General features: G+C 64.4%; 26 protein-coding genes and 1 riboswitch. Of the genes, 20 read left to right on the forward strand and 6 right to left on the reverse strand.

The window, feature by feature from the left end; all coding sequences use genetic code 11:
* Nucleotide 1: 1 nt before the first annotated feature.
* From ureC to WDM24_RS04050, 8 genes are all read left to right on the forward strand, one after another.
* Nucleotides 2-1,717 (forward strand): urease subunit alpha, encoded by a 1,716-nt coding sequence (gene ureC, locus WDM24_RS04015; RefSeq protein WP_338695461.1) that lies wholly within the window; start codon nt 2-4, stop codon nt 1,715-1,717.
* A 50-nt stretch (nt 1,718-1,767) separates the two neighbouring features.
* Nucleotides 1,768-2,067, forward strand: coding sequence for a putative quinol monooxygenase (locus WDM24_RS04020; protein ID WP_166302073.1), 300 nt, complete (start codon nt 1,768-1,770; stop codon nt 2,065-2,067).
* A 27-nt stretch (nt 2,068-2,094) separates the two neighbouring features.
* Nucleotides 2,095-2,394: a putative quinol monooxygenase gene (locus WDM24_RS04025; protein ID WP_338695464.1), complete on the forward strand. Its 300-nt coding sequence runs from the start codon at nt 2,095-2,097 to the stop codon at nt 2,392-2,394.
* A 7-nt stretch (nt 2,395-2,401) separates the two neighbouring features.
* The gene (locus tag WDM24_RS04030) at nt 2,402-3,046 is read left to right on the forward strand and encodes an urease accessory protein UreE (RefSeq protein WP_338695466.1); all 645 of its coding nucleotides are present in this window, start codon (nt 2,402-2,404) and stop codon (nt 3,044-3,046) included.
* Complete coding sequence (locus tag WDM24_RS04035) at nt 3,027-3,764, forward strand: urease accessory protein UreF (RefSeq protein WP_338701850.1); 738 nt, start codon at nt 3,027-3,029, stop codon at nt 3,762-3,764. Before WDM24_RS04030 ends, WDM24_RS04035 begins: the two co-directional genes overlap by 20 nt.
* Nucleotides 3,765-3,950: 186 nt before the next feature.
* Nucleotides 3,951-4,610, forward strand: coding sequence for an urease accessory protein UreG (ureG, locus tag WDM24_RS04040; RefSeq protein ID WP_166211009.1), 660 nt, complete (start codon nt 3,951-3,953; stop codon nt 4,608-4,610).
* Nucleotides 4,611-5,029: 419 nt separating this feature from the next.
* On the forward strand, nt 5,030-6,691 hold the full coding sequence (locus WDM24_RS04045; RefSeq protein WP_029077734.1) for a CHASE domain-containing protein: 1,662 nt from the start codon (nt 5,030-5,032) through the stop codon (nt 6,689-6,691).
* 185 nt (nt 6,692-6,876) lie between these two features.
* Nucleotides 6,877-7,905, forward strand: a complete 1,029-nt coding sequence (locus WDM24_RS04050) for a cytochrome-c peroxidase (RefSeq protein ID WP_029077733.1) — start codon at nt 6,877-6,879, stop codon at nt 7,903-7,905.
* Between the two features lie 47 nt (nt 7,906-7,952).
* Here the strand turns inward: WDM24_RS04050 and WDM24_RS04055 are convergent, their stop codons facing one another.
* Nucleotides 7,953-8,093, reverse strand: a complete 141-nt coding sequence (locus WDM24_RS04055; protein ID WP_338695472.1) for a hypothetical protein — start codon at nt 8,091-8,093, stop codon at nt 7,953-7,955.
* A gap of 334 nt (nt 8,094-8,427) precedes the next feature.
* Between WDM24_RS04055 and WDM24_RS04060 the strand changes: the two genes are divergently transcribed.
* Nucleotides 8,428-9,411: a hypothetical protein gene (locus tag WDM24_RS04060; RefSeq protein WP_338830534.1), complete on the forward strand. Its 984-nt coding sequence runs from the start codon at nt 8,428-8,430 to the stop codon at nt 9,409-9,411.
* 125 nt (nt 9,412-9,536) lie between these two features.
* On the opposite strand, the gene WDM24_RS04065 is transcribed toward WDM24_RS04060, so the two are convergent.
* Nucleotides 9,537-9,902, reverse strand: coding sequence for a methylamine utilization protein (locus tag WDM24_RS04065; RefSeq protein WP_338830535.1), 366 nt, complete (start codon nt 9,900-9,902; stop codon nt 9,537-9,539).
* 219 nt (nt 9,903-10,121) lie between these two features.
* Between WDM24_RS04065 and WDM24_RS04070 the strand changes: the two genes are divergently transcribed.
* Complete coding sequence (locus tag WDM24_RS04070) at nt 10,122-13,034, forward strand: EAL domain-containing protein (protein WP_338830536.1); 2,913 nt, start codon at nt 10,122-10,124, stop codon at nt 13,032-13,034.
* Between the two features lie 109 nt (nt 13,035-13,143).
* Here WDM24_RS04070 and WDM24_RS04075 read toward each other — a convergent pair whose 3' ends face one another.
* Both WDM24_RS04075 and WDM24_RS04080 read right to left on the reverse strand, forming a co-directional pair.
* Entirely contained in the window at nt 13,144-13,692 is a 549-nt protein-coding gene (locus WDM24_RS04075) for a sigma-70 family RNA polymerase sigma factor (protein ID WP_029077729.1), read from the reverse strand.
* Nucleotides 13,692-13,898: a NepR family anti-sigma factor gene (locus tag WDM24_RS04080; RefSeq protein WP_029077728.1), complete on the reverse strand. Its 207-nt coding sequence runs from the start codon at nt 13,896-13,898 to the stop codon at nt 13,692-13,694. Before WDM24_RS04080 ends, WDM24_RS04075 begins: the two co-directional genes overlap by 1 nt.
* A gap of 268 nt (nt 13,899-14,166) precedes the next feature.
* On the opposite strand from WDM24_RS04080, the gene WDM24_RS04085 reads away from it, so the two are divergent.
* On the forward strand, nt 14,167-14,979 hold the full coding sequence (locus tag WDM24_RS04085; protein ID WP_016847263.1) for a response regulator: 813 nt from the start codon (nt 14,167-14,169) through the stop codon (nt 14,977-14,979).
* Between the two features lie 71 nt (nt 14,980-15,050).
* Here WDM24_RS04085 and WDM24_RS04090 read toward each other — a convergent pair whose 3' ends face one another.
* The gene (locus tag WDM24_RS04090; protein WP_338830537.1) at nt 15,051-16,277 is read right to left on the reverse strand and encodes a cytochrome P450; all 1,227 of its coding nucleotides are present in this window, start codon (nt 16,275-16,277) and stop codon (nt 15,051-15,053) included.
* Between the two features lie 106 nt (nt 16,278-16,383).
* Between WDM24_RS04090 and WDM24_RS04095 the strand changes: the two genes are divergently transcribed.
* From WDM24_RS04095 to WDM24_RS04105, 3 genes are all read left to right on the forward strand, one after another.
* Entirely contained in the window at nt 16,384-17,106 is a 723-nt protein-coding gene (locus WDM24_RS04095) for a TetR/AcrR family transcriptional regulator (RefSeq protein WP_338830538.1), read from the forward strand.
* A gap of 125 nt (nt 17,107-17,231) precedes the next feature.
* Complete coding sequence (locus tag WDM24_RS04100; RefSeq protein ID WP_338830539.1) at nt 17,232-18,113, forward strand: DMT family transporter; 882 nt, start codon at nt 17,232-17,234, stop codon at nt 18,111-18,113.
* A 60-nt stretch (nt 18,114-18,173) separates the two neighbouring features.
* Nucleotides 18,174-18,314, forward strand: a complete 141-nt coding sequence (locus WDM24_RS04105; protein WP_156928304.1) for a hypothetical protein — start codon at nt 18,174-18,176, stop codon at nt 18,312-18,314.
* Between the two features lie 30 nt (nt 18,315-18,344).
* Here WDM24_RS04105 and WDM24_RS04110 read toward each other — a convergent pair whose 3' ends face one another.
* The gene (locus tag WDM24_RS04110) at nt 18,345-18,587 is read right to left on the reverse strand and encodes a hypothetical protein (protein WP_029077723.1); all 243 of its coding nucleotides are present in this window, start codon (nt 18,585-18,587) and stop codon (nt 18,345-18,347) included.
* Between the two features lie 178 nt (nt 18,588-18,765).
* On the opposite strand from WDM24_RS04110, the gene WDM24_RS04115 reads away from it, so the two are divergent.
* The 6 genes from WDM24_RS04115 (at nt 18,766) to WDM24_RS04140 (ending at nt 20,953) form a co-directional block, all read left to right on the forward strand.
* Nucleotides 18,766-18,939, forward strand: a complete 174-nt coding sequence (locus WDM24_RS04115; RefSeq protein ID WP_166302109.1) for a hypothetical protein — start codon at nt 18,766-18,768, stop codon at nt 18,937-18,939.
* On the forward strand, nt 18,908-19,099 hold the full coding sequence (locus WDM24_RS04120; protein WP_338830540.1) for a hypothetical protein: 192 nt from the start codon (nt 18,908-18,910) through the stop codon (nt 19,097-19,099). The genes WDM24_RS04115 and WDM24_RS04120 overlap by 32 nt, the downstream gene beginning before the upstream one ends.
* 60 nt (nt 19,100-19,159) lie before the next feature.
* Nucleotides 19,160-19,220: riboswitch (Fluoride riboswitch) on the forward strand.
* 72 nt (nt 19,221-19,292) lie between these two features.
* Complete coding sequence (locus tag WDM24_RS04125) at nt 19,293-19,466, forward strand: hypothetical protein (RefSeq protein WP_338695498.1); 174 nt, start codon at nt 19,293-19,295, stop codon at nt 19,464-19,466.
* Nucleotides 19,463-19,849 (forward strand): fluoride efflux transporter CrcB, encoded by a 387-nt coding sequence (crcB, locus tag WDM24_RS04130; protein ID WP_338830541.1) that lies wholly within the window; start codon nt 19,463-19,465, stop codon nt 19,847-19,849. Before WDM24_RS04125 ends, crcB begins: the two co-directional genes overlap by 4 nt.
* Before the next feature lie 132 nt (nt 19,850-19,981).
* Entirely contained in the window at nt 19,982-20,242 is a 261-nt protein-coding gene (locus WDM24_RS04135) for a hypothetical protein (protein WP_224741888.1), read from the forward strand.
* Nucleotides 20,243-20,272: 30 nt separating this feature from the next.
* Complete coding sequence (locus tag WDM24_RS04140; RefSeq protein WP_338830542.1) at nt 20,273-20,953, forward strand: transglutaminase family protein; 681 nt, start codon at nt 20,273-20,275, stop codon at nt 20,951-20,953.
* The last annotated feature ends 21 nt before the right edge of the window (nt 20,954-20,974 follow it).

Here is a 20,974-nt window from a genome sequence, read left to right on the forward strand (position 1 = left end):
TATGTCCGTGAAGATCAAACGTTCCGTCTATGCCGACATGTTCGGGCCGACCACCGGCGACAAGGTGCGGCTCGCCGACACCGATTTGATCATCGAGGTCGAGAAGGATCTCACCACCTATGGCGAGGAGGTGAAGTTCGGCGGCGGCAAGGTGATCCGCGACGGCATGGGGCAGTCGCAGGTGACCAATGCGCAGGGTGCGGCCGATACCGTCATCACCAACGCGCTGATCGTCGATCACTGGGGCATCGTGAAGGCCGACGTCGCGATCAAGGAGGGCATGATCGCCGCGATCGGCAAGGCCGGCAATCCGGACATCCAGCCCAATGTGACCATCATCATCGGGCCCGGCACCGATGTGATCGCGGGTGAGGGCAAGATCCTCACCGCCGGTGGATTCGACAGCCACATCCACTTCATCTGCCCGCAGCAGATCGAGCACGCGCTGATGGCTGGCGTCACCTCGATGCTGGGCGGCGGCACTGGCCCCTCGCACGGCACCTTCGCCACCACCTGCACGCCCGGCCCGTGGCACATGGGGCGGATGATCCAGTCGTTCGACGCCTTTCCGGTCAATCTCGGCATCTCGGGCAAGGGCAACGCCTCGCGCCCGGCGGCGCTGGTCGAGATGATCAAGGGCGGCGCCTGCGCGCTGAAGCTGCACGAGGACTGGGGCACCACGCCATCGGCCATCGACACCTGCCTGTCGGTCGCCGACGATTACGACGTCCAGGTGATGCTGCACTCGGACACGCTGAACGAATCCGGCTTCGTGGAGGACACGGTCAAGGCATTCAAGGGCCGCACCATCCATGCCTTCCACACCGAGGGCGCCGGCGGTGGCCACGCGCCCGACATTATCAAGATCGCAGGCCTCAAGAACGTGCTGCCGTCCTCGACCAATCCGACAAGGCCGTTCACCCGCAACACCATCGACGAGCATCTCGACATGCTGATGGTGTGCCATCACCTCGATCCGTCGATCGCCGAGGATCTCGCCTTCGCCGAAAGCCGGATCCGCAAGGAGACCATCGCCGCCGAGGACATCCTGCACGATCTCGGCGCGCTCTCGATGATGTCGTCGGACTCCCAGGCGATGGGCCGGCTGGGCGAGGTCATCATCCGCACCTGGCAGACCGCCGACAAGATGAAGAAGCAGCGCGGCGCGCTGCCGCAGGACAAGGGCAACGACAACGACAATTTCCGCGTCAAGCGCTACATCGCCAAATACACCATCAACCCCGCGATCGCGCATGGCGTGTCGAAGCTGATCGGTTCGGTGGAGAAAGGCAAGCTGGCGGACCTCGTGCTGTGGTCGCCGGCGTTCTTCGGCGTCAAGCCGGACTGCATCATCAAGGGCGGCTCGATCGTGGCGGCGCCGATGGGCGATCCCAACGCCTCGATCCCGACGCCCCAGCCGGTGCACTACCAGCCGATGTTCGCCGCCTTCGGCAAGGCGCTGACCGCGTCCTCGGTGGTGTTCACCTCGAAGGCCGCGGTTACCGGCGGCCTCGCACGCAAGCTCGGGATCAGCAAGAAGCTCTACGCGGTGCAGAACACCCGCGGCAAGATCTCCAAGAAGAGCATGATCCACAACGATGCGACGCCGAACATTGAGGTCGACCCCGAGACCTATGAGGTACGCGCAGACGGCGAGCTCCTGACCTGCGCGCCGGCCGAGGTGCTGCCCATGGCACAGCGTTACTTTATGTTCTAAAACCGCTCCCGGTATCCAAAGCCAAAAGAGAAAAATCGGGAGGAATTTCCGTGATTTACGTCGTAGCCACGCTGACCATCAAGCCCGAGTCCCGCGCCGAATTCATCGCCGCGGCGACCGCCTGCATCAAGGAAACCCGCAAGGAGCCCGGCAACATCGCCTATGATTTGCACGAGAGCGTCACCGACCACAGCAAGATGGTGTTCGTCGAGCAGTGGGAGAACGCCGAGGCGCTGGTGCCGCATCGCACCGCCGAGCACATGAAGACGTTCGGCCGGGTCGCCGTGAAGTGCATGGCCGCGCCGCCCAAGATCGAGGTGATCACGCCCGAGAAGGTCGACGTCCGCTAAAATAACAACAAAAACGGGACAAACAGCATGATCTATGTGATCGCCACCACGCCGATGAAGCCGGAGAATAAGGACGACTTCATCAAGGGCCACAAGGCCTGCACGGTCGAGACCCGAAAGGAGAAGGGTTGCATCTCCTATGACGGCAATGTCAGCGTCAACGATCCCAACCTCTATGTGGTGGTCGAGCGCTGGGAGAGCCGCGAGGATCTCAACGCGCATGCCAGGGCGCCGCACATGAAGGTATGGCGCGAATATTCCGCGCAGATGAAGACCGGCCCGACGGTGATCGAGATCATCAGTGACGCCAAGGTCGAGAAGCTCTGAGGCATCGATGATCCGCGCAACCAAGGTTCTGGGACAGCATCGCTGGACTGAAGCGGCGGCCGATACCGTCGTGCTCGATTTCGACGACCGGCACCGGCGGCGGATGGCGATGACCGGCACGCGCGGGCTCGAATTCCTGCTCGATCTCGAGAACGCCGTCGCGCTGCGCGGCGGCGATGCGCTGGTGCTGGAGGACGGCCGCCTTGTCGAGGTGGTCGCGGCTCCAGAGCCGCTCGCGGAAATCCGCGGCAGCGATCCGCATCATCTGATCCGGGTCGCCTGGCATCTCGGCAACCGCCATCTGCCGACGCAGATCATGCCGAAAGGCCTGCGCATCCGCCGCGATCACGTGATCGAGGCGATGGTGAAGGGGCTCGGCGCCCGTGTCATCGAGATCGAGGCGCCGTTCGATCCCGAGGGCGGCGCCTATGCCGAGCATGCGCACGCCGATGAGCACGCGCATGGTCATACCGGGCACGATCACGCTGATAGCCATGCGCACGATCATGGTCATCATCACGGTGATGGTCACCATCACGATGATGGACATCACCATGATCGCGCGCATGACCACGACCACCACCATCATGACGAGCATTGCGATCATGCTCATCATCACCACGACCACTCCCATGCTCATGACCGCAAATGAGCCTGATCCCGCCGCGGTGCGCGGCGGAATCACGGAGGATGAGGCAGCCGCGCTGTACCGGCTGATGACGTGGCTGTCGCCGTCCTTTCCGGTCGGGGCGTTCGCCTATTCCAGCGGCATCGAATGGGCGGTCGAGGCCGGCGACATCACCGACGCCGCCTCGCTGCGCGGCTGGCTCGCGGCGATGCTCGCTGACGGCAGCGGATTTTGCGACGCCCTGTTCCTGGCGCAAAGCCATCGCGCGGCGTCGGAGCACGACCACAGCGGGTTGAAGGAGATCGCCGAGCTCGCCGCGGCCTTCGTGCCGTCGCGCGAACGGCAGCTCGAGACCACGACGCAAGGACGCGCCTTCATCGAGATCGCCCGCGCGGCCTGGAATTCACCCGGCCTCGACGCGATGATTGCGGCCTGCGATGGCGCGATCGTCTATCCCGTCGCGGTCGGCATCGTCAGCGCCGCGCATGGCATTCCGCTTGCGCCGTTGCTGCGCGCCTTCCTGCACGCCGTCGTCTCCAACTGGATTTCCGCAGGCAGTCGGCTGATCCCGCTGGGCCAGACCGACAGCCAGCGCGTGCTGGCCGATCTCGAGCCGGTCGTTGCCGCGACCGCGACGCGAGCCGGCGCCGCCTCGCTCGACGATCTCGGCAGCGCGACCTTTCGGGCCGATCTCGCCAGCCTGCGTCACGAGACGCAATATACGAGGCTGTTTCGGTCATGATGCGCAATCGAGCGACAATGCCAGCGCCGCGTCCTCAACCGTCGTCTCGGCGCAGGCCGGGACCCATAACCACAGGCTTCTGTGCTTGTGCAACGCTGGGGCTCCAGCTTCTCGCAACAATTCAATTCGGTGGTAATGGGTCCCGGCCTGCGCCGGGACGACGATAACAGAGAGAGAGCTTCTCACATGCCCACTTCTCATGGCCCGTTGCGGGTCGGCGTCGGTGGTCCGGTCGGCTCCGGCAAGACCGCGCTGATGGACCTGCTCTGCAAGTCGATGCGCGAGCGCTACGACATCGCCGCGATCACCAATGACATCTACACCAAATGGGACGCCGAGTTCCTGGTGCGCTCCGGCTCGCTGACACCGGACCGCATCGCCGGCGTCGAGACCGGCGGCTGCCCGCACACCGCGATCCGCGAGGACGCCTCGATGAACCTCGCCGCGGTCGCCGACATGCGGGCCAAATTCCCCGATCTCGACCTGGTGCTGATCGAATCCGGCGGCGACAATCTGGCGGCGACCTTCTCGCCGGAATTGGCCGATCTCACGATCTACGTCATCGACGTTGCCGCCGGCGACAAGATTCCCTCCAAGGGCGGCCCCGGCATCACGCGATCCGACCTCCTCGTGATCAACAAGATCGACCTCGCGCCCCATGTCGGTGCGTCGCTGGAGAAGATGGACACCGACGCCCGGCGGATGCGCGGCGAGCGGCCCTTCGTGATGACCAATCTGAAGAAGAGCGACGGCCTCGACCGCATCATCAGTTTCATCGAGACCAAGGGCGGCCTTCGGTCGCAGGCCACGGGCAAGGCGGCCAAGGCACGTACGAAGGCGGGCTGACAAGGCAGGCTGACGTTAATCATTGTGGCAGACCGCTCGCGCCGGCTGCTCGCCCCGTCATCCTGAGGAGCGCGTAGCGCGTCTCGAAGGATCGACGGCCACCAGCCGGGCCGTGCATCCTTCGAGGCTCGCTCCGCTCGCACCTCAGGATGACGGTAACCCTCGTCAAGCCGCCGCGAAAAAGCTGCGCAATCGCCGGAACAATTTCCAACTTTGACGATTAGCAACCTTTGGCGCCGCCAAAGACCGCCGGGTGGCGTCGTCGTTAATGTTGCCGACCGGCTCCTGTTGCGTACCGATGATCGCTATTCCATATTCCTTTGCGGCCGGCCGTCTTCGCACCCTGAGTTATCGCCGCTCCCGCAGAAGCCAGATGCTTTCCGTCCCCTTTCGCCACCCCCTGATTGCCGAGTAAGCGTGTGGTTCGACTGGGCTTCATCGTTGCCTTGATTGCACTGATCGGAGTTCTGCTCTCCGGTCTTGCCGCCTATCGGGTGCACGATCAGGAGCTCGCGATCGACGGTATCGCGCTGGCGCGGGCGATCGACGTCCATGCCAGCTTGGTGCAGGACCGCCTGACCGAGCGCGAGCTGCTGGCGCGGGTGGCCTCGGGGTTGTTCCGGACGCCGTCGATGGTGAAGGCCAATATGCTGCAGCCGCTGCGCTCGGCGATCTACGCCTTCAAGACCGATTTCGTGTTCGCCGCCTGGATCGCGCGGCTCAAGCCGGACGAACTGGCCGCGGCGGAGGCCGAGCTCAAGGCCAATGGCTTCACCAATCCGACCATCCGGGACTTCGACGACCAGGCGCTCGACCTCAAGGCGCTCGACAAGCCGATCAACGTGCTGATGGACGTCGAGCCGCGCAATCCCGAAACCCTGAGCATCCCGGGCCGCGCCTTCGACCGTCATTCGGTGGTCGGTCCGATGCTGGCGCGGGCGATGACAGACGCCAAGCCGGTGGCCTCGGACCCGGTGCCGCTGCTGCGGCAGAACGGCCCGGTCGGCGTCGTGCTCGCCGCGCCGGTGTTCCAGGAGGGCGCATCCGAGCCGGCCGGCTTCATCACCTTTTCCTACGAGCTGTCGTCGCTGATGCTGACCAACGACGATTCCTCGCTGTTCGCGGTGGCGCTGAAGGATCCGCGCGATTCCAACGACGAGTTTACCGCCAACGAGCAGGGCATCGTCACCTCGCGCGCGGTGCGCCAGGACGGCCCGATGCCGTCGATGGTCCGCACGGTCACATTCGGCGGCCGCGACTGGTCGCTCGACTATTACGCCAAGAGCAATGCCACGGTGCGTGCGCAGCAGACCGCGACCATCGTCGCGGCGATCGGCCTGGCGCTCACCGGCATCGTCTGCGGCCTGTTCGGCTATGTCGCCTACAACAACCTGCGCCTCAGCCGCGAGATCGAGGTCCGGATCGGTTTCGAGCGCCGGCTGACCGCGGTCATCGACGAGCTCAACCATCGGGTCAAGAACATCCTTGCGGTGATCCAGTCGATCGTGACCCGCACGCTGCGGCACGGCGCCGATATCGACGTCGCGCGCGAGCTGTTGATCGGGCGCATCCATGCGATGTCGAACGTCGTCACGCTGCTCAGCGAGAGCCAGTGGCAGGGCGTCAAGCTGAAGGGCCTGTTCGAATCGCGCTCGATCCCGCATGCCGACCGGATCGCGGTGAACGGACCCGACATCACGGTGAGCGCGCGCGCCGCGCAATCGCTGTCGCTGTTGTTCTTCGAGCTCGCCTCGCACTCCGACGAGGGGCTGTCGCTGGTCGGCAAGCATCCGCACATCGTCGCCAATTGGGAGGTGGTCGGCGACGGCGAGGACGCGGTCTTCAATTTCCGCTGGGAGGAGTTCAACACCAGCCAGGCGACGCGGCGGGCCGACAGCGATTTCGGCCTGATCCTGCTCGACCGTGTCGCGCCGGAGGCGCTCGGCGGCACCGCGAAGCGCTACTTCACCGACGTCTCCTATGTCTACGAGCTGACCGCGCCGATGGACACCGTGGTCGACATGACCGAGCGCGACCGCACCGAGCAGATCTCCGCGCCGGTGCGCCCCGTGAAGAAGTAGCAGCTGCAGCTCCCTCAGGTTGTGATACTCTGTCACTGCCCGGATTGATCGAAGTCAAGCGCGCGCGAAGCGCCGGCATCATTCGTGACCGGCGCCGGCCATCCGTACTAACCCGCAACCGATTGTTAAAACTTCGTTGAACATGCTTCGGCATATACCGGGCAGGATACCGTCTGAGGACCCCGATGAGGCTTTGGGTCAGCCTGACCTTGCTCGTGGCAGTTTTGCCGGTAGGGCTGTCGCTTGCGCTGACCCCGGCGACGGCGCCCGGCGACCCTGCGACAATTCGTACCAGCTATCGGCGGCCGGAGGTCGTTCCCTTCCCGAGCAGCAATCCCTATTCGGAGGCCAAATCCGCGCTTGGGCAGATGCTGTTCTTCGATCCGCTGCTGTCGCGGTCGAAGACGCACTCCTGCGCGAGCTGCCACAGGCCAAGCCTGTCCTGGGGCGACGGCCTGCCGCGCGCCATCGGTGAGGACCCGAAAGGCCTGCCGATCCGCTCGCCGACGCTGATCGACGTGGCCTTTTTCGAGCCCTTGGGGTGGGACGGTAAGTTCAAGGATCTCGAATCCGTGGCGTTCGGCCCGATCCTGTCTCCCATGAACCTGAATATGACGGAGCCGGAATTGATCGCGCGCCTTGCGGCGATCCCTGGTTATGTCGATGCGTTCGGCCGCGCGTTCGGCGACGGCGCGATCACGCGGCCGAGGATCGAGCAGTCGCTGGCGACCTTCGAGCGCTCGATCATTGCAGGCGAGGCGCCGTTCGACCGCTGGATCAAGGGCGACAATAGCGCGATCGGCGCATCGGCCCAGCACGGCTTTGAGCTGTTCAACGGCAAGGCGCGTTGCTCGGCCTGCCACAGTGGCCCGTCCTTCTCCGACGGATCGTTTCAGGATATCGGCACCGCCAAGGGGCATGACATCGGGCGCGGCCGTTTCTTTCCGACGTCGGCGAAGCTGAAATATGCGTTCAAGACCCCGACTTTGCGCGACGTCGCGCGCCGCGCGCCCTACATGCACGACGGATCGGTCGCGACGCTGGAAGATGTCATCGAGCTGTACAACAAGGGCGGGATCGAACGGCCGAGCCGATCGCCCGACATCAAGCCGCTGTCGCTGACGGCAGCCGAGAAGAAGGATCTCATCGCCTTTCTTGAAACGCTGACCGCCACCAATCCACCGGTGCCCGGGGTGCCCAAGCTGCCGCGATGACCGCGGCCCAGGCTGTCGAGAACAAGGCTGACGAGAACAGGACTCGCTCAGGCCAGGTGCGGCAGCGCAGCCCCGAGCAGGCCAAGTCCGACGATCAGGAAGGCACCCGCGCAGGTCTCCAGCGTCTCCACGCGCGAAGGATGCGATTTGGTCACGTAGGCGAGGGCCGAGCCCACCCCGATACTCACGACACTCAACGCTCCGAACATTGTACCGGCCTCCCGAACCGATTTGTCCGGATTTCACTACGACAGTTGAATTGAGCTCCCGTGCCGGAATTAGCTAAAATTTGAGGGAACCGGCTGTAAAGACTGCACAAAGGGACGGGCTGGGCTGGTCCGTCGCAATTAACCACAATGCAACCAGCGGCTGTCTGGGGCAGGCGCAAAGCTTAAAATTTGATATAAGTTAAACAAGTCCTTAAGCGTGTGTGTGTGGGCGGTTGGTTCAATGTTTAGTGGATGGGCGCGAGATGCCGGCTCGGCTGTGCGCTCCTTTTCTGCCACGTGCCTTGCAGCGGTTTTGTTTTGTGTCGTAGCCGCGCGCAGTGCCGAGGCGCATGTCAAATGGTTCTGTGCCTACGACGTCGCCGGCCAGCCGCGCGGACTCGAGAATGTCCTTTGCCTCGACTTTGAACTGCTGCTCGGCATCGCCGTCTTCTGGCTGTTTGCGGGCTGCGTGATCGAGCCGACGTCGCTGGGGGACGCGACGATCCGGGTGCTCGACCGCGTCACCGCGGGATTGCGGCTGCACACCGAGTTGATGATGCGCGCGGTCTGCGCGTTCTTCTTCATTTCGATCTGGGCCGTCGGCGGCATCCTGCTGACCCCCGAGTTGAAGACGTCGTCACCGCTGGTCGGCGCGCTGCAACTCGGCATCGCCGCCGGCATGCTGTCGCGACGAACGATGCCGCTGTCGGCCGCCGGGATGGCGATCCTGTTCGGAATCGGTGTCCAAGGCTACGGCGTCTTCCATCTCGCCGATTACCCGATCTTTCTCGGCGTTGCCGCCTATTTCGCGCTGGTCGGGCTGAACAAGGATCTGTTCGGAATCCGGCCGATCGACGTGATGCGGTACGCCGCGGCGGTGACGTTGATGTGGGCCTCGATCGAAAAATGGGCCTATCCGGAGTGGAGCTTCCCGCTCCTGATCGAGCATGCCTCGATGACCCTCGGCTTTGACAATGAGTTCTACATGCGCGCCGCGGGCATGGTGGAATTCACGCTCGCCTTTGCCTTGATCTGGACGCCGTTGATCCGGCGCTGCGCCGCCGCCGTGCTCGCCGGGATGTTCATCAGCGCGTGCTTCGAATTTGGCAAGATCGACACGATCGGACATTCGGCGATCATCGCCGTCCTGTTTGCGATCGTGGCCGACAACAAGGTCCTGCAACGCGATCGTCGCCCGGCGTGGCTCGCCCCGGTCGCGCTCTGTGCCGCGCTGTCTCTGACGCTGTTCGTCTACTATTTCGGCCATGCCGCGATCTTCAAGACCTCGGTCCTGTAAGATCGTCGCCAGAGCATTTTCGGTTCTGATTGAATCAGAACCGAAGATCTAGATTCTTGTTTTGGCGCGTTTTCTTCACGCGAACCGGCGTCCACTTCGCTCGAAAACGCTCTAGTTGAGCCTGGCTATTTGGCGACGTGGACGGCGAGCTTCATCTTCGGATGAATGCCGCACAACACGGTGTAGTCGCCGGGTACCGAAAAGGTGACGTCGAATTTGCTGCCCGGCTGCTGGTCGCCGGAGTCGAAGCTGAACGTCTCGGTGCTCAAATAAGCGTGATGCAACAGCTCGCCGTCATCGTTAACGAACCGTAAAGCCTCGCCCCGCTTGATCGAGATTTCCGCGGGTTTGAATTCACGATCCTTCTGCGAAATGACGTACGGGGCTGCACCCAAAGCGGCTCCGGTGAGCACTCCCGTGACAATCGCGGCCGCAAATGGCACACGGCTGAACTGGCCGAGGCGCAAGCCGCGCAACAAGCCTGACTGCATGAGACCCCCGCCTGAACCTCGACCACCGGATACCGCTACCCAAGGCTGCAAAAGTCGCCTCAGGGATTACCTGTGAGGGTGATTATCGCAAGCTGATCTTAACGATTTCAGCATGAGTTCCAGTCACTACTAAGGCAATTTTGAGCAGACAGTCATTTTCCGCATGCGCTGCGCGTTTCTGCGTAGCTTGAGTACCGAGCACTACGGCGAAACGCGGGCATGGATAGCCTCTTGGGCAATCTCACGGTGAAGAGCAGTGCGGCGCTTCGGTACGCAACCGGCCGCCTGTCGCGCTTTGCGCTGACGACGGGCTCGATCCGCGCCCAGATTCTGATCTTCTGCCTTGCGATGAGCGCCATTGCCGTCGCGCTCGGCGGATACTCCATCCTAGGCATCCGCCACGCCGGCGATCTGGTGGCCAAGACGTTCGACGAATCCCTGATGTCGATCAACTACGCCCGCGCGGCCGGCGCGGATTTCGCCGCGATGCGGGTCGCCTCGTCGCAGCGTCTGATGACGTCGGATCCGGAGATCCGTGCGAGCCTCGACAACCAGATCGAAAAGCTCGCCAGGACGCTCTCGGAAGATCTGACGATCGCCGCCGATCGGTCGCAGTCCTCGCGGGCTGCGCAGGCCGCCGCCAAGGTTCAGGAAGCCGCCGACGCCTGGATGGAGCTGCATCGCCGCGCGGTCGGATCGCCCCTGGAGGGAAGCCCGGCGTCGGATCCGCCCGCATCGAGTACGACGGTCGGCGACGTCGATCGTTACTCCAAGATCGTCGGCCAGCAGGTCGAGCTGCTGGTCAACTATACGGCTGGCGACGGCTTCCTGTTCCGGCAGAAGGCGCTCTCGACCATCAAGCGTGACCTGCAGCTCAACGTGGCCGGGCTGACCGTCGCGCTGTTCCTGTCGGCACTGTTTTCATGGTTGCTGGCGCGCCGCATCATCGGACCGGTCGCCATTGCATCCCGCGCCGCGCGCAGCATCGCCGGCGGCGACCTTGATGCGACCGTCCCCAAGGGCGGCACCGACGAACTGGGCATCCTGCTGACCGCCATGGAAACGATGCGCGACAACATCAGGCGGATGGTCGATCAGGAGGTGTCGCAACGCCGCTCCGCGCAGGCGCGGCTTTCGGATGCGCTCGAAACGTCGCGTGAAGGCGTCGTGCTGCTCGATGCGGACGGCCAGATTGCCCTGGCCAACTCGCGCGCCAGTGAATTCATTCGTCTCTCGCCGCAGCTGCTGCAATCGGATCGACTGGAGGCTCCCGAGCTCGCTCCGACCGAAGGTGACATCGACGGTTTCGCGAGCGAAGCGCAGCTGTCCGACGGACGCTGGCTGCGCGTCAGCCGGAGCGAGACGCAGGAGGGCGGCGTCGTCCTCGTCTACAGCGACATCTCCGCGCTGAAGCAGCAGAAGGCAGAGCTGCATGAAACCAATCTGCGGCTCGATGCGGCGCTCACGCATATGTCGCAAGGCTTGTGCCTCTACAACAGCGAGGCGCGGCTGCAGGTCGCTAATCGCCGATTCTGCGAGATCTTCGATATTTCGCCGGAGCTCGTCGTTCCCGGCATGACCATGGAGGACGTGCTCGACCTCAGCATCGCCGCGGGCAATCATGGCGATCGCACCGTCGCCGACCTGCTGGCCGAGCGCGAGCGATCGGTGGGCCAGCAGGAGGGCGGCAACTATCTGCAGCATCTCAGCGATGGACGGATCATCGCCATCGCGCAACGGCCGACCTCCGACGGCGGCTGGCTCGTCACCTGTGAGGACGTCACCGAACAACAACGCGCCGAGTCGCAGATCGCGTTCATGGCCCGGCACGATGCCCTGACCAAGCTGCCGAACCGCACTTTGCTCGCCGAACGGATCGAGCTGGCGGTTGCTCAGGTCGGCCGTGGACTTGGCTTCGCGGTGTTCTGCCTCGACCTCGACAATTTCAAGCAGGTCAACGACACGCTCGGGCATCCGGTCGGCGACGAACTGCTCTGTGCGGTCGCGGACCGGCTCAACGCCTGCGTCCGTGAGGTCGACACCGTCGCGCGTTTGGGCGGCGACGAGTTCGCGGTCATTCAATGCGGCGTCCAGGGCGGAGACGAGGCCGAGCGCCTCGCTCGCCGCATCGTCGAATGCGTCGGCGCCCCGTACGAACTGAACGGGCATCGCGTCATCGTCGGATGTAGCGTCGGCATCTCGATGTCGCCGGGCGACGGCACCACCGGCGAGAAGCTTCAGAAGAACGCCGACGTCGCGCTGTACCGTGCCAAGATGGAAGGCCGGGGCACCTGGCGATTTTTCGAACCCGCGATGGACGCCAGCCTGCAGCGGCGCCGGGCGCTCGAGCTCGACCTTCGCGAGGCGATGGTCAAGGACGAGTTCTCGCTGTTCTACCAGCCGCTTTACGATCTCAATCTCGACCGCATCTGCGGCTTCGAGGCGCTGCTGCGCTGGCATCACCCGAAGCGCGGACTGGTGCCGCCCGACCAGTTCATCCCGATCGCGGAAGAGATCGGGCTGATCTGCCCGCTGGGAGAATGGGTGCTCAATCGTGCCTGCGAGCAGGCCGTCACCTGGCCCAGCGAGATGAAGCTCGCGGTCAACGTCTCGGCGGTCCAGTTTCGCGACCCCGACTTCATCGACGTTGTCGTCAACGCGCTCGCCGCGTCAAAATTGTCGCCGCGCCGGCTGGAGCTCGAAATCACCGAGTCCGTCTTCCTCGCCAACAGCAACGAGACCCTTGCCACGCTGCACAAGCTGAAGGCGCAGGGGCTGCGCATTGCGCTGGACGATTTCGGCACCGGCTATTCATCGCTGAGCTATCTGCGAAGTTTTCCCTTCGACAAGCTCAAGATCGACAAATCCTTCGTGCGCGACGCGACGGCGACGCATGGATCGAAGTCGATCGTCCGCGCCGTCATCAGTCTCGGCAAAAGCCTTGGCATGACCACGATCGCCGAAGGCATCGAGACCGTCGAGCAGCTGAACCACATGCGGGCGGAAGGTTGCAACGAGGCCCAGGGCTTCCTGTTCAGCCATCCGGTCCCGGTGACCGAAATCGCGGCCAAGATCCTCGAATTGAGAAACGGCTTCAAGCCGGCCGCTGTCGAGAAGGCGATGGCCAGCTAACGCTGCGAAGACGAGGCGTCTGCCGGTCGCGCGAACGTGATCTCGTTGTTTCCCAATCAAAAAGGCGGCCCGATCGGGGCCGCCTTTTCGCATTCAACATCGGTCGCGCTCAGCCGCCATTGCCGCCGATCACGGCGCGCACGGTGTTGTCGGGGCCGAAATCCTCGGCGCTATCGACATAGAGCAGCGCACTCAGCTTCGATCGCGCGCGGTTGACTCGGCTCTTGATGGTGCCGACCGCGCAGCCGCAGATCGCCGCGGCATCCTCGTAGGAGAAGCCGGAGGCGCCGACCAGGATCAGTGCCTCGCGCTGGTCCTGCGGCAGCTTTTCGAGTGCGGTGCGGAATTCCTCGAACTCCAGATGAGCGGTCTGCGACGGCTGGCTCTTCAGCGTCTTGGCATAGTTGCCCTCGGCGTCCTCCACCTCGCGCCGCCGCTTCCGGTAGTCGGAGCGAAACAGGTTGCGAAGGATGGTGAACAGCCACGCGGGCAGGTTCGAGCCAGGCTGGAACGAGTCGATATTGGCGATCGCGCGCAGCAGGGTCTCCTGCACCAGATCGTCGGCGCGGTCACCATTACCGGACAGCGAGATCGCGAACGCGCGCAGGCTCGGGACCGACGCAAGAATGTCGTCGCGAAGTTCATTCGTGAGAGGCATTAGTCCCCTCCATTGTTCTTGTCGGTATCACCACCCCCGGCGACGGCCGCCGCGGCAGCCTCGGGTCCGTCGAGTTTGCGGATCAGCTCCGCAAAGCGGTCGGGCACCCCCTGTCGCACCACGTCGTCGTACATGGCGCGAAGCTGGTGGCCGATTCTCGATTGAATCTCGGCGTTGAGACCGCCCTGCTTCTTTACTTCCTTCATGATGTGATCCACGCTTCCCCGGGAGTTAAGTCTCTGATTTCCAAGATGTTTCCTCGAAATTAGAGGCTGGCCGCGTTGCCTCGTCGGTCACGAGCTAATGCAAAGTTGCGCAGAAAGTTCCGGAAGGCTGGAACTATTTCGTGGAACTTTTTCGTCGTTCACGCGTAATCGGGGATGCAGGGGAACCGGGGGGTGCCTCGAAATGGATGCGCCGCCCCCGGACAACGGGTTTTAGGCCGGCAGGCCTCACGAACAAGATGGAGTGGGAATGTCCCGATCGCAGATCGTTGCCGAACACCTTCCGCTGCTGCGCCGCTATGCCCGCGCACTGACCGGAAACCAGGCGTCGGGGGACGCCTATGTCGGGGCCATGCTCGAGGCCCTGTTGCAGGACGGATCGTTGCTGGACCAGACGCACGGCCCGCGCGCCGGGCTGTTTCGGCTGTTCACCCAGATCTGGAATTCGGTGTCGGTGAATAACAATGACAATGCCGACGTGGCGACGCTGTCGCTGCCGCCGGAGCGCCGGCTTTCCAACATTACGCCGCTGCCCCGCCAGGCCTTCCTGCTGCTGTCGCTTGAGGGCTTTTCGGAGGAGGAGGTTGGCTACATTCTCGGCACCGACATCGCCGAGACGCGCAAGCTCACCGATGCCGCCGGCCGCGAGATGGCCGCCGAGATCGCCACCGACGTTCTGATCATCGAGGACGAGACCTTCATCGCCATGGACCTCGAGAGCCTGGTGAAGAATCTCGGCCACAACGTGATCGGCGTTGCGCGCACGCACTCCGATGCGGTGGCGCTCGCCAAGAACAAGAAGCCGGGCCTGATCCTCGCCGACATCCAGCTCGCCGACGGCTCGTCGGGCCTCGATGCGGTGAACGAGCTGCTGCGGACCTTCGAGGTGCCGGTGGTGTTCATCACCGCCTATCCCGAACGCTTCCTGACCGGCGAGCGGCCGGAGCCGGCATTCCTGATCTCGAAGCCGTTCCAGCCGGCGATGGTGTCGGCGGTGGCGAGCCAGGCGCTGTTCTTCCAGCGTAACTCGCGCAACCGCACGCCGCGCGCGGCGTCGGCATGAAGTTCTGAAGGTAAGCTGGTCGACTGATCCGGCGCATCGCAAGGTGCGCCGGATTTTTCTAGGGTGGCCTGCTATTTCGGTGTGACGCGGACCGGCATCGTGCTGAGCGCCCGCAGGCCCGAGCTGTCGCGGAAGGCTGTGGGGCCCGCAATGTCGAACTGCTTCACGCGGGCCGCGAGCGCTGCGATCACGGCCTCCGCCTCCAGCCGCGCCACCATCTGCCCGACGCAGCCGTGGATGCCGATGCCGAACCCCATGTGCCCGGACAGCCGCCGTCTGATGTCGAACTGGTCGGCATGCTCCCAGCGCGTCTCGTCGCGGTTGGCGGAGGCGAGCAGCAGCAGCACCTTCTCGTGCTTGCCGATCCCAACGCCCGCGATCTCGGTGTCATGCGGCGTGGTGCGGAACACGAACGGCGCCGGTGAATCGAAGCGCAGCGTCTCGTCGAACGCCGCGCGCGACAGCGACGACGGATCGGCCGCGAGCAGCGCCCATTGGTCAGGATGGCGCGCGAGCGTGTACAGTGCCATGCCGATCGCGCTGATCGTGGTGTCGAGCCCGGCCGAGAGCAGCGAACGCACCAGCAACGGCGCTTCCTCCGCGCTGATCTCGCCGGTGTCGGCCGCCTCGTAGACCTGCGCGCCAAAGCTGCCCAGCCGCAGCGCCTCGCGCTGGCAGCGCGCCGCGACCCAGGGCAGCACGCGCGGCGCCTCTTTCATCAGGGTGCGAAAATAGTCGTTCTCGGGCCCAAAGCCGGCGAACACCATCGCGCCATAGGCCAGGAAATTCTCGCGTCCCTCCTGGTCGATGCCGAGCGCGTCGGGAAACACGCTGACCGGAAACACCTCGGCGATGTCCATGATCGCGTCGAACGATCCGCGCGCGACCAGTTCGTCGACCAGCCGTGCCGCCTTTGCCTTGAAGTCGTCCGCGAGCCGTCGCATCGCGCCGGGCGAGAGGATGCGCGCGAGCACCGCGCGGGTCCGGGTGTGCAGCGGCGGATCGGCTTCCAGCACGATGCTCGGCGGCCGCCACGGCTTTTCCTTGAAGTGGTTGGCAAGCCCGGCGCCGCCGGCGTTGCTGAAGTTGGCATGGTCTCCGAAGACCGTCTTGACCTCGGCAAAGCGCGGCACCGCCCAGATGTCGTATTTGGTCAGGCGAATGACCGGCGCCGCGGCACGCAGCTCCGCGTAAGTGCCGTAGGGATCGGCCCGCGTTGCAGGGCTGAACGGATCGAAATCGCTGCGGACAATTTCGCCGGCGAGGGGGCTCGCAAGGGCGCTCGCAAGGGCGCTCATTGCATCCTCCCATCTTATGATCAGTTAATTGACCATATAACTCGGGTATGGCAAGGGGAGCCTCGTTTCGATTCCATCGGCACGGAAAAGGCTCTAGGAGACGGCAATGTCGATCGAGGAGCGATCCAAAGGCGGGCGGCGCTTTCAGCGCCGGGCACGGCAGGAGGCCGACAAGGAGGCGTTGAAGGCGCTGATCCTCGAGACCGCGCGCAAGGAATTCGCCGCCGGCACGCTCGAGACCGTCTCGATCCAGAGGATCGCCGACGCGATCGGCTACTCCAAGGGCACCGTCCTCAAATATTATCCGACCAAGCTGCTGCTGCTGCTCGCTGTGAAGCAACAGAACCTCGAGGCGGTGGCCGAACAGCTCGAACGGGTCCGCGCGCAAACCGCCGACAGCGATTTGCGGCTGCGGCGCGTGATGGAAGCCTATCTCGACTATTGGGCCGACAATCCTGATCACTTCCGTTCGCTGTTCTCGATGTCGGGCACGGTCGAGGACCGCCGCTTTCCCGACGGCGTCTATTTCGGCGAGACCGAGATCGCGCGCCGCAGCTACGAGCTGTTCGTCACGTCGGTGCGGGAATTCCTGGCGGCGCATGGCGCCGAACCGGCGTCCGGCCTGCCGCAGCGGCTGGCGACTGCGCTGCTTGCGGCTGTGCATGGCGTGGTCGCGCTCACGCTCGGTACGCCCACCATGAAACTGCCCGACATGCGCGGCACCGGCCGCCTGCTGATCGCGAGCCTGATCGACGCCTGGGCGAGCAAGCTTGCCGCCGCACGGAAAAGCGAGGGCTGGCCGCGGATCATGATCGGCACCTTCGCCTGACCAAGTGGGATCGGAAGGGACACGCCGGATTATTCGCGCGTTCAACGCCCGCCCGCATACGCGATGCGATGCGGCATGCGCGATGCGCTGTGGAATCACGCTCGTCCGCCTGCTAAGCGCGGCCGATGGATACGACTCAACGCGATAGAACAGTCGGTTTTCTCTGCCTGGTCATCACGGCGTTCGGCTGGGCCCTGAACTGGCCGCTGATGAAGCTGTTGCTGCAGCAATGGCCGCCGCTGTTCGCCCGCGGGCTTGCCGGCATCTGCGCGGCGGTGATCCTGGGCACGCTGGCGCTGGCCCGCGGCCAGTCGCTGACCGTGCCGCGCGAGGCGATCCCGCGGCTGTTGTTCGCCTCCTTCACCAATGTCTTTGCCTGGATGGGCTTTGGCACCATTGCGATGAAATTCGTCACCGTCGGCGAGGGCGCGCTGTTGGCCTACACGATGCCGATCTGGGCGATGCTGTTCGCCTGGCCGGTGCTGCACAGCCGCCCGACCTTGCGGGATCTCGCCGCGCTGCTGCTCGGCGTCGCCGGCGTCGCGCTCCTGCTCGGCGGCAATGGCTTTGCCGTCAGCGCCGGCAAGCTCACCGGAATTGTGCTGGCGCTCGCCTGCGCCATCCTGTTCGCGCTCGGCAATGTGCTGAACCGCAAGCCGCTGCCGATGCCGCCGCTCGCGGTGGTCGCCTGGCAGGTCGGCATCGGCTGTCTCGTGATGCTGCTGCTCGGCATTCTCTTCGAGCACCCGAACTATGCCGCGATCACGCCGTTCGGCCTCGGCTGCTTCGCCTACATGACCCTGATGCCGATGGGCATCTGCTACCTTACCTGGTTCGAGACGCTGCGCCGCCTGCCGCCGACGTCGGCGTCGACCGGCATGCTGCTGGTACCTGTCATCGGCGTGGTCTCGGCCGCGATCATCCTCGGCGAGCCGCTTGGCCTGCGCGAGATCGGCGCGATGGCGCTGACGCTCGGCGGGGTGACGCTGGCGCTGCAGCGGGCCTGAGCGCGCGGCGGACGGAACCGACGTTCGCGAGGCGCGTTTTCCCCAAAAGGGAGCTTGGCCATGCGAAAGGCAATCGCGCGGCTCGATGCGGAGCAGAAGGCGCAGCTGCTTTATCTCGCGGATCTCGGCACGGCGATGTTCTCGTCGGCGCTCGTGGTCTCGATCCTGAAGGGGATCGTAGACCTCTTCGTCGCGGCTTGAGCCGCGACAGTCCTGCGCGCCAACGCGCCGCTATTCCTCTTGCGGCGCGTCCCCTTGGGTGTGCCCGTCCGGCCCCCGATTAAACACCCCATACTCGCTCGATTTCACCCCGGCTCCCCCATCGATGCCGTTGCCTGCCAGACCGAGCTTGAGCAGCTCGCGAACCGCCGCAGCACGGGTCGGCATGCGGTGCTTGAATCGGAAATCGTCGAGAGCAGCCAATTCCTCGGGTGACAACATGACTTGAAGACGTTCAGCGCGAAGCTCATTCATCGCAAATCGCCCAGAATTAGTTAGTTGAGTAATTTGCTAAACGAACCAAGTTGCGGCGGGTTCCTCAAGCTCCTAAAAAAACATCAATTTAGCATTTTTATCAAGTGATATCAATGACTTAGACAAAAGATTGAGGAACGATCCGGGTGCCTCTCCGTTGTCTGGCGGGAGTGATGCCATGACCAACCACGTCAAGTTGCCCCGCAAACTATCCGAGGAGCCGGAAGCCCCGGAACCGCGGCGTCCGAGCCACGCACAGGTCATCGATCAACTGGACCGCTGGGCCAACAGTCCCGGTCTGCAACCGCCAAGGATGAGTGATGAAGACGATTCAGAAGCGGAAGCGATCTGAACCCCACACCTTTGAGCAGCGCCTCGAGGAGCACCGGGTGCGGCTGGAAAGCCGGCTCGCACAGCTGCCGCGCGGCGCCGAACGCGAGCAGGTTGCTGCGCGCATCGAGCAGCTTCGGACCGCCGTCGAGCTGAACGCGATGCTGTCGATGAGCGAGTGAACCAACAGCGAAGCGGCGGGAGGGCTACTTGCTCCCGCCGCGCCGCTCGCCTACCATTCCCACGTTGATGGGGATGGAGTCCCCCGATAACCGCCGCAAGGCTGATGACTCCTACCGGGCGCGAGAGCGTCGGTAGGAGCATGCGCCACCGCCGATCCGCTACGCGCGCCCCGCGAACGAGAAGGGGCAGAGCATGACGGGTCTTCCTGGGTCACTCTCAATCGCATTGTCGCTGGTCGGGTCGATCTGGCTCGTCGGCGTCGTCGCCCTGTGGGTCGGCGCGCCGGGCGAGCCGGTCGCCGCGACCTTCGTTGTTGGGCTTGTGGCAGGCATCGTCGAGTGGCGGGGCGGAAAGGTGAGGCATTGAACGTTCAATTGTTGGCGGCGGTCGCGATCGGCGGTTCGCTGGGGTCGGTCGCGCGCTATCTGGTGGCGATCGGCGCGGGACGCCTGGTCGGCACGGAATTTCCCTGGGGTACGCTGGCGATCAACATCGTGGGCTCGTTCCTGATCGGCGTCTTCGCGGAATCCTTCGCGTTGAGCTGGAATGTCAGCCAGGCGACGCGGGTGTTTCTCACCGTCGGCATCTGCGGCGGCTTCACCACCTTCTCGACCTTCTCGCTCGATGCCATCGTGCTGATGCAGCGCGGCGAGTTATGGTCGGCCGGCGCCTACATCGCGGCCTCCGTCGCGTTCTCGATCCTCGCGCTGTTCGGCGGCCTGCTGCTGGTCAGGGCGTTCGCGGCCTAACCAGCCGCCCTGCCGTTCCAGAAAAGTGAAGGGCTGGAGGTATCGTCTGCCGCCCGGAATCCTTGGCGCGCCCGGGACCAGCCGGTAGTATGGAACCCGGATGATGGTCAGCGGACAAGGGAAAGAGCGGGGATGAAGCATGTCGACGTCGCGGTGATTGCTGCCACGCTGTGGCTGCTGGCGTCGATGGTGCTGGACATCCTGACGCCGAAGTCGATCACCGCGCTGATGATCGCTGCCGCGCTTGCCCCGCCGTTCCTGATCGGGATCGGCATCCATTTCGCGCGCGAATATTTCAAGGCCAAGCGGCGCAACTACCCGCCGCCGCAGGGACAGACGCTTCAGGACCTGAGCGGGGCAGGGCTGCAAGAAGGGCCGCACGAGCCGCATTGAACTGCGCAAATGGCTTGCTAAGCTCGCGCCATGACCGAGCATCTTCCCGATACGATCAGCCGCCTCTACACTGTTGCAGGCGAATATGTCGACAGCGACCATCCCGCCGTCGCGGCGTTCGCCCGCGCCGGCGTGCCGGCTGACGCCAGCGCGCGCGACAGAGCGAGCCGGCTCTACACCGCGGTGCGCGACGGCATCCGCTACAATCCCTATGTCAGCATGCGCTCGCCGGAGAGCTTCCGCGCCTCCAGCGTGCTCGCCGCCGGCAATGGCTATTGCGTCGGCAAGGCGGCGCTCTATGCGGCGGCCTGCCGGGTCCACGGCATCCCGGCCCGGGTCGGCTTCGCCGACGTCCGCAACCATCTGACCACCGAGAAGCTGCGCCAGAGCATGGGCTCGGACCTGTTCACCTGGCACGGCTTCACCGAAGTGTTCGTCGACGGCGCCTGGCGCAAGGCGACCCCGACCTTCAACGACACGCTGTGCGCCAAGCTCGGCGTCAAGCCGCTCGATTTCGACGGCCATTCCGATGCGCTGCTGCATCCCTTCGACGGCGCCGGGCGCGCCTACATGCAGTATGTCAACGACCACGGCACCTATCACGACGTCCCCGCCAAATTCCTGATGCGCGAGATGGCGCGCGACTACGCCAACATGCAGGGCGAGGACATGTCCGGCCGCGACATGGAGCGGGAAGCCGCCGAGCAGTGAGAGCGCGCGCGCCGCGGCGGG

Origin of the sequence: Bradyrhizobium sp. 27S5, from assembly GCF_037217225.1 — a bacterium.
Lineage (GTDB): Bacteria > Pseudomonadota > Alphaproteobacteria > Rhizobiales > Xanthobacteraceae > Bradyrhizobium > Bradyrhizobium septentrionale.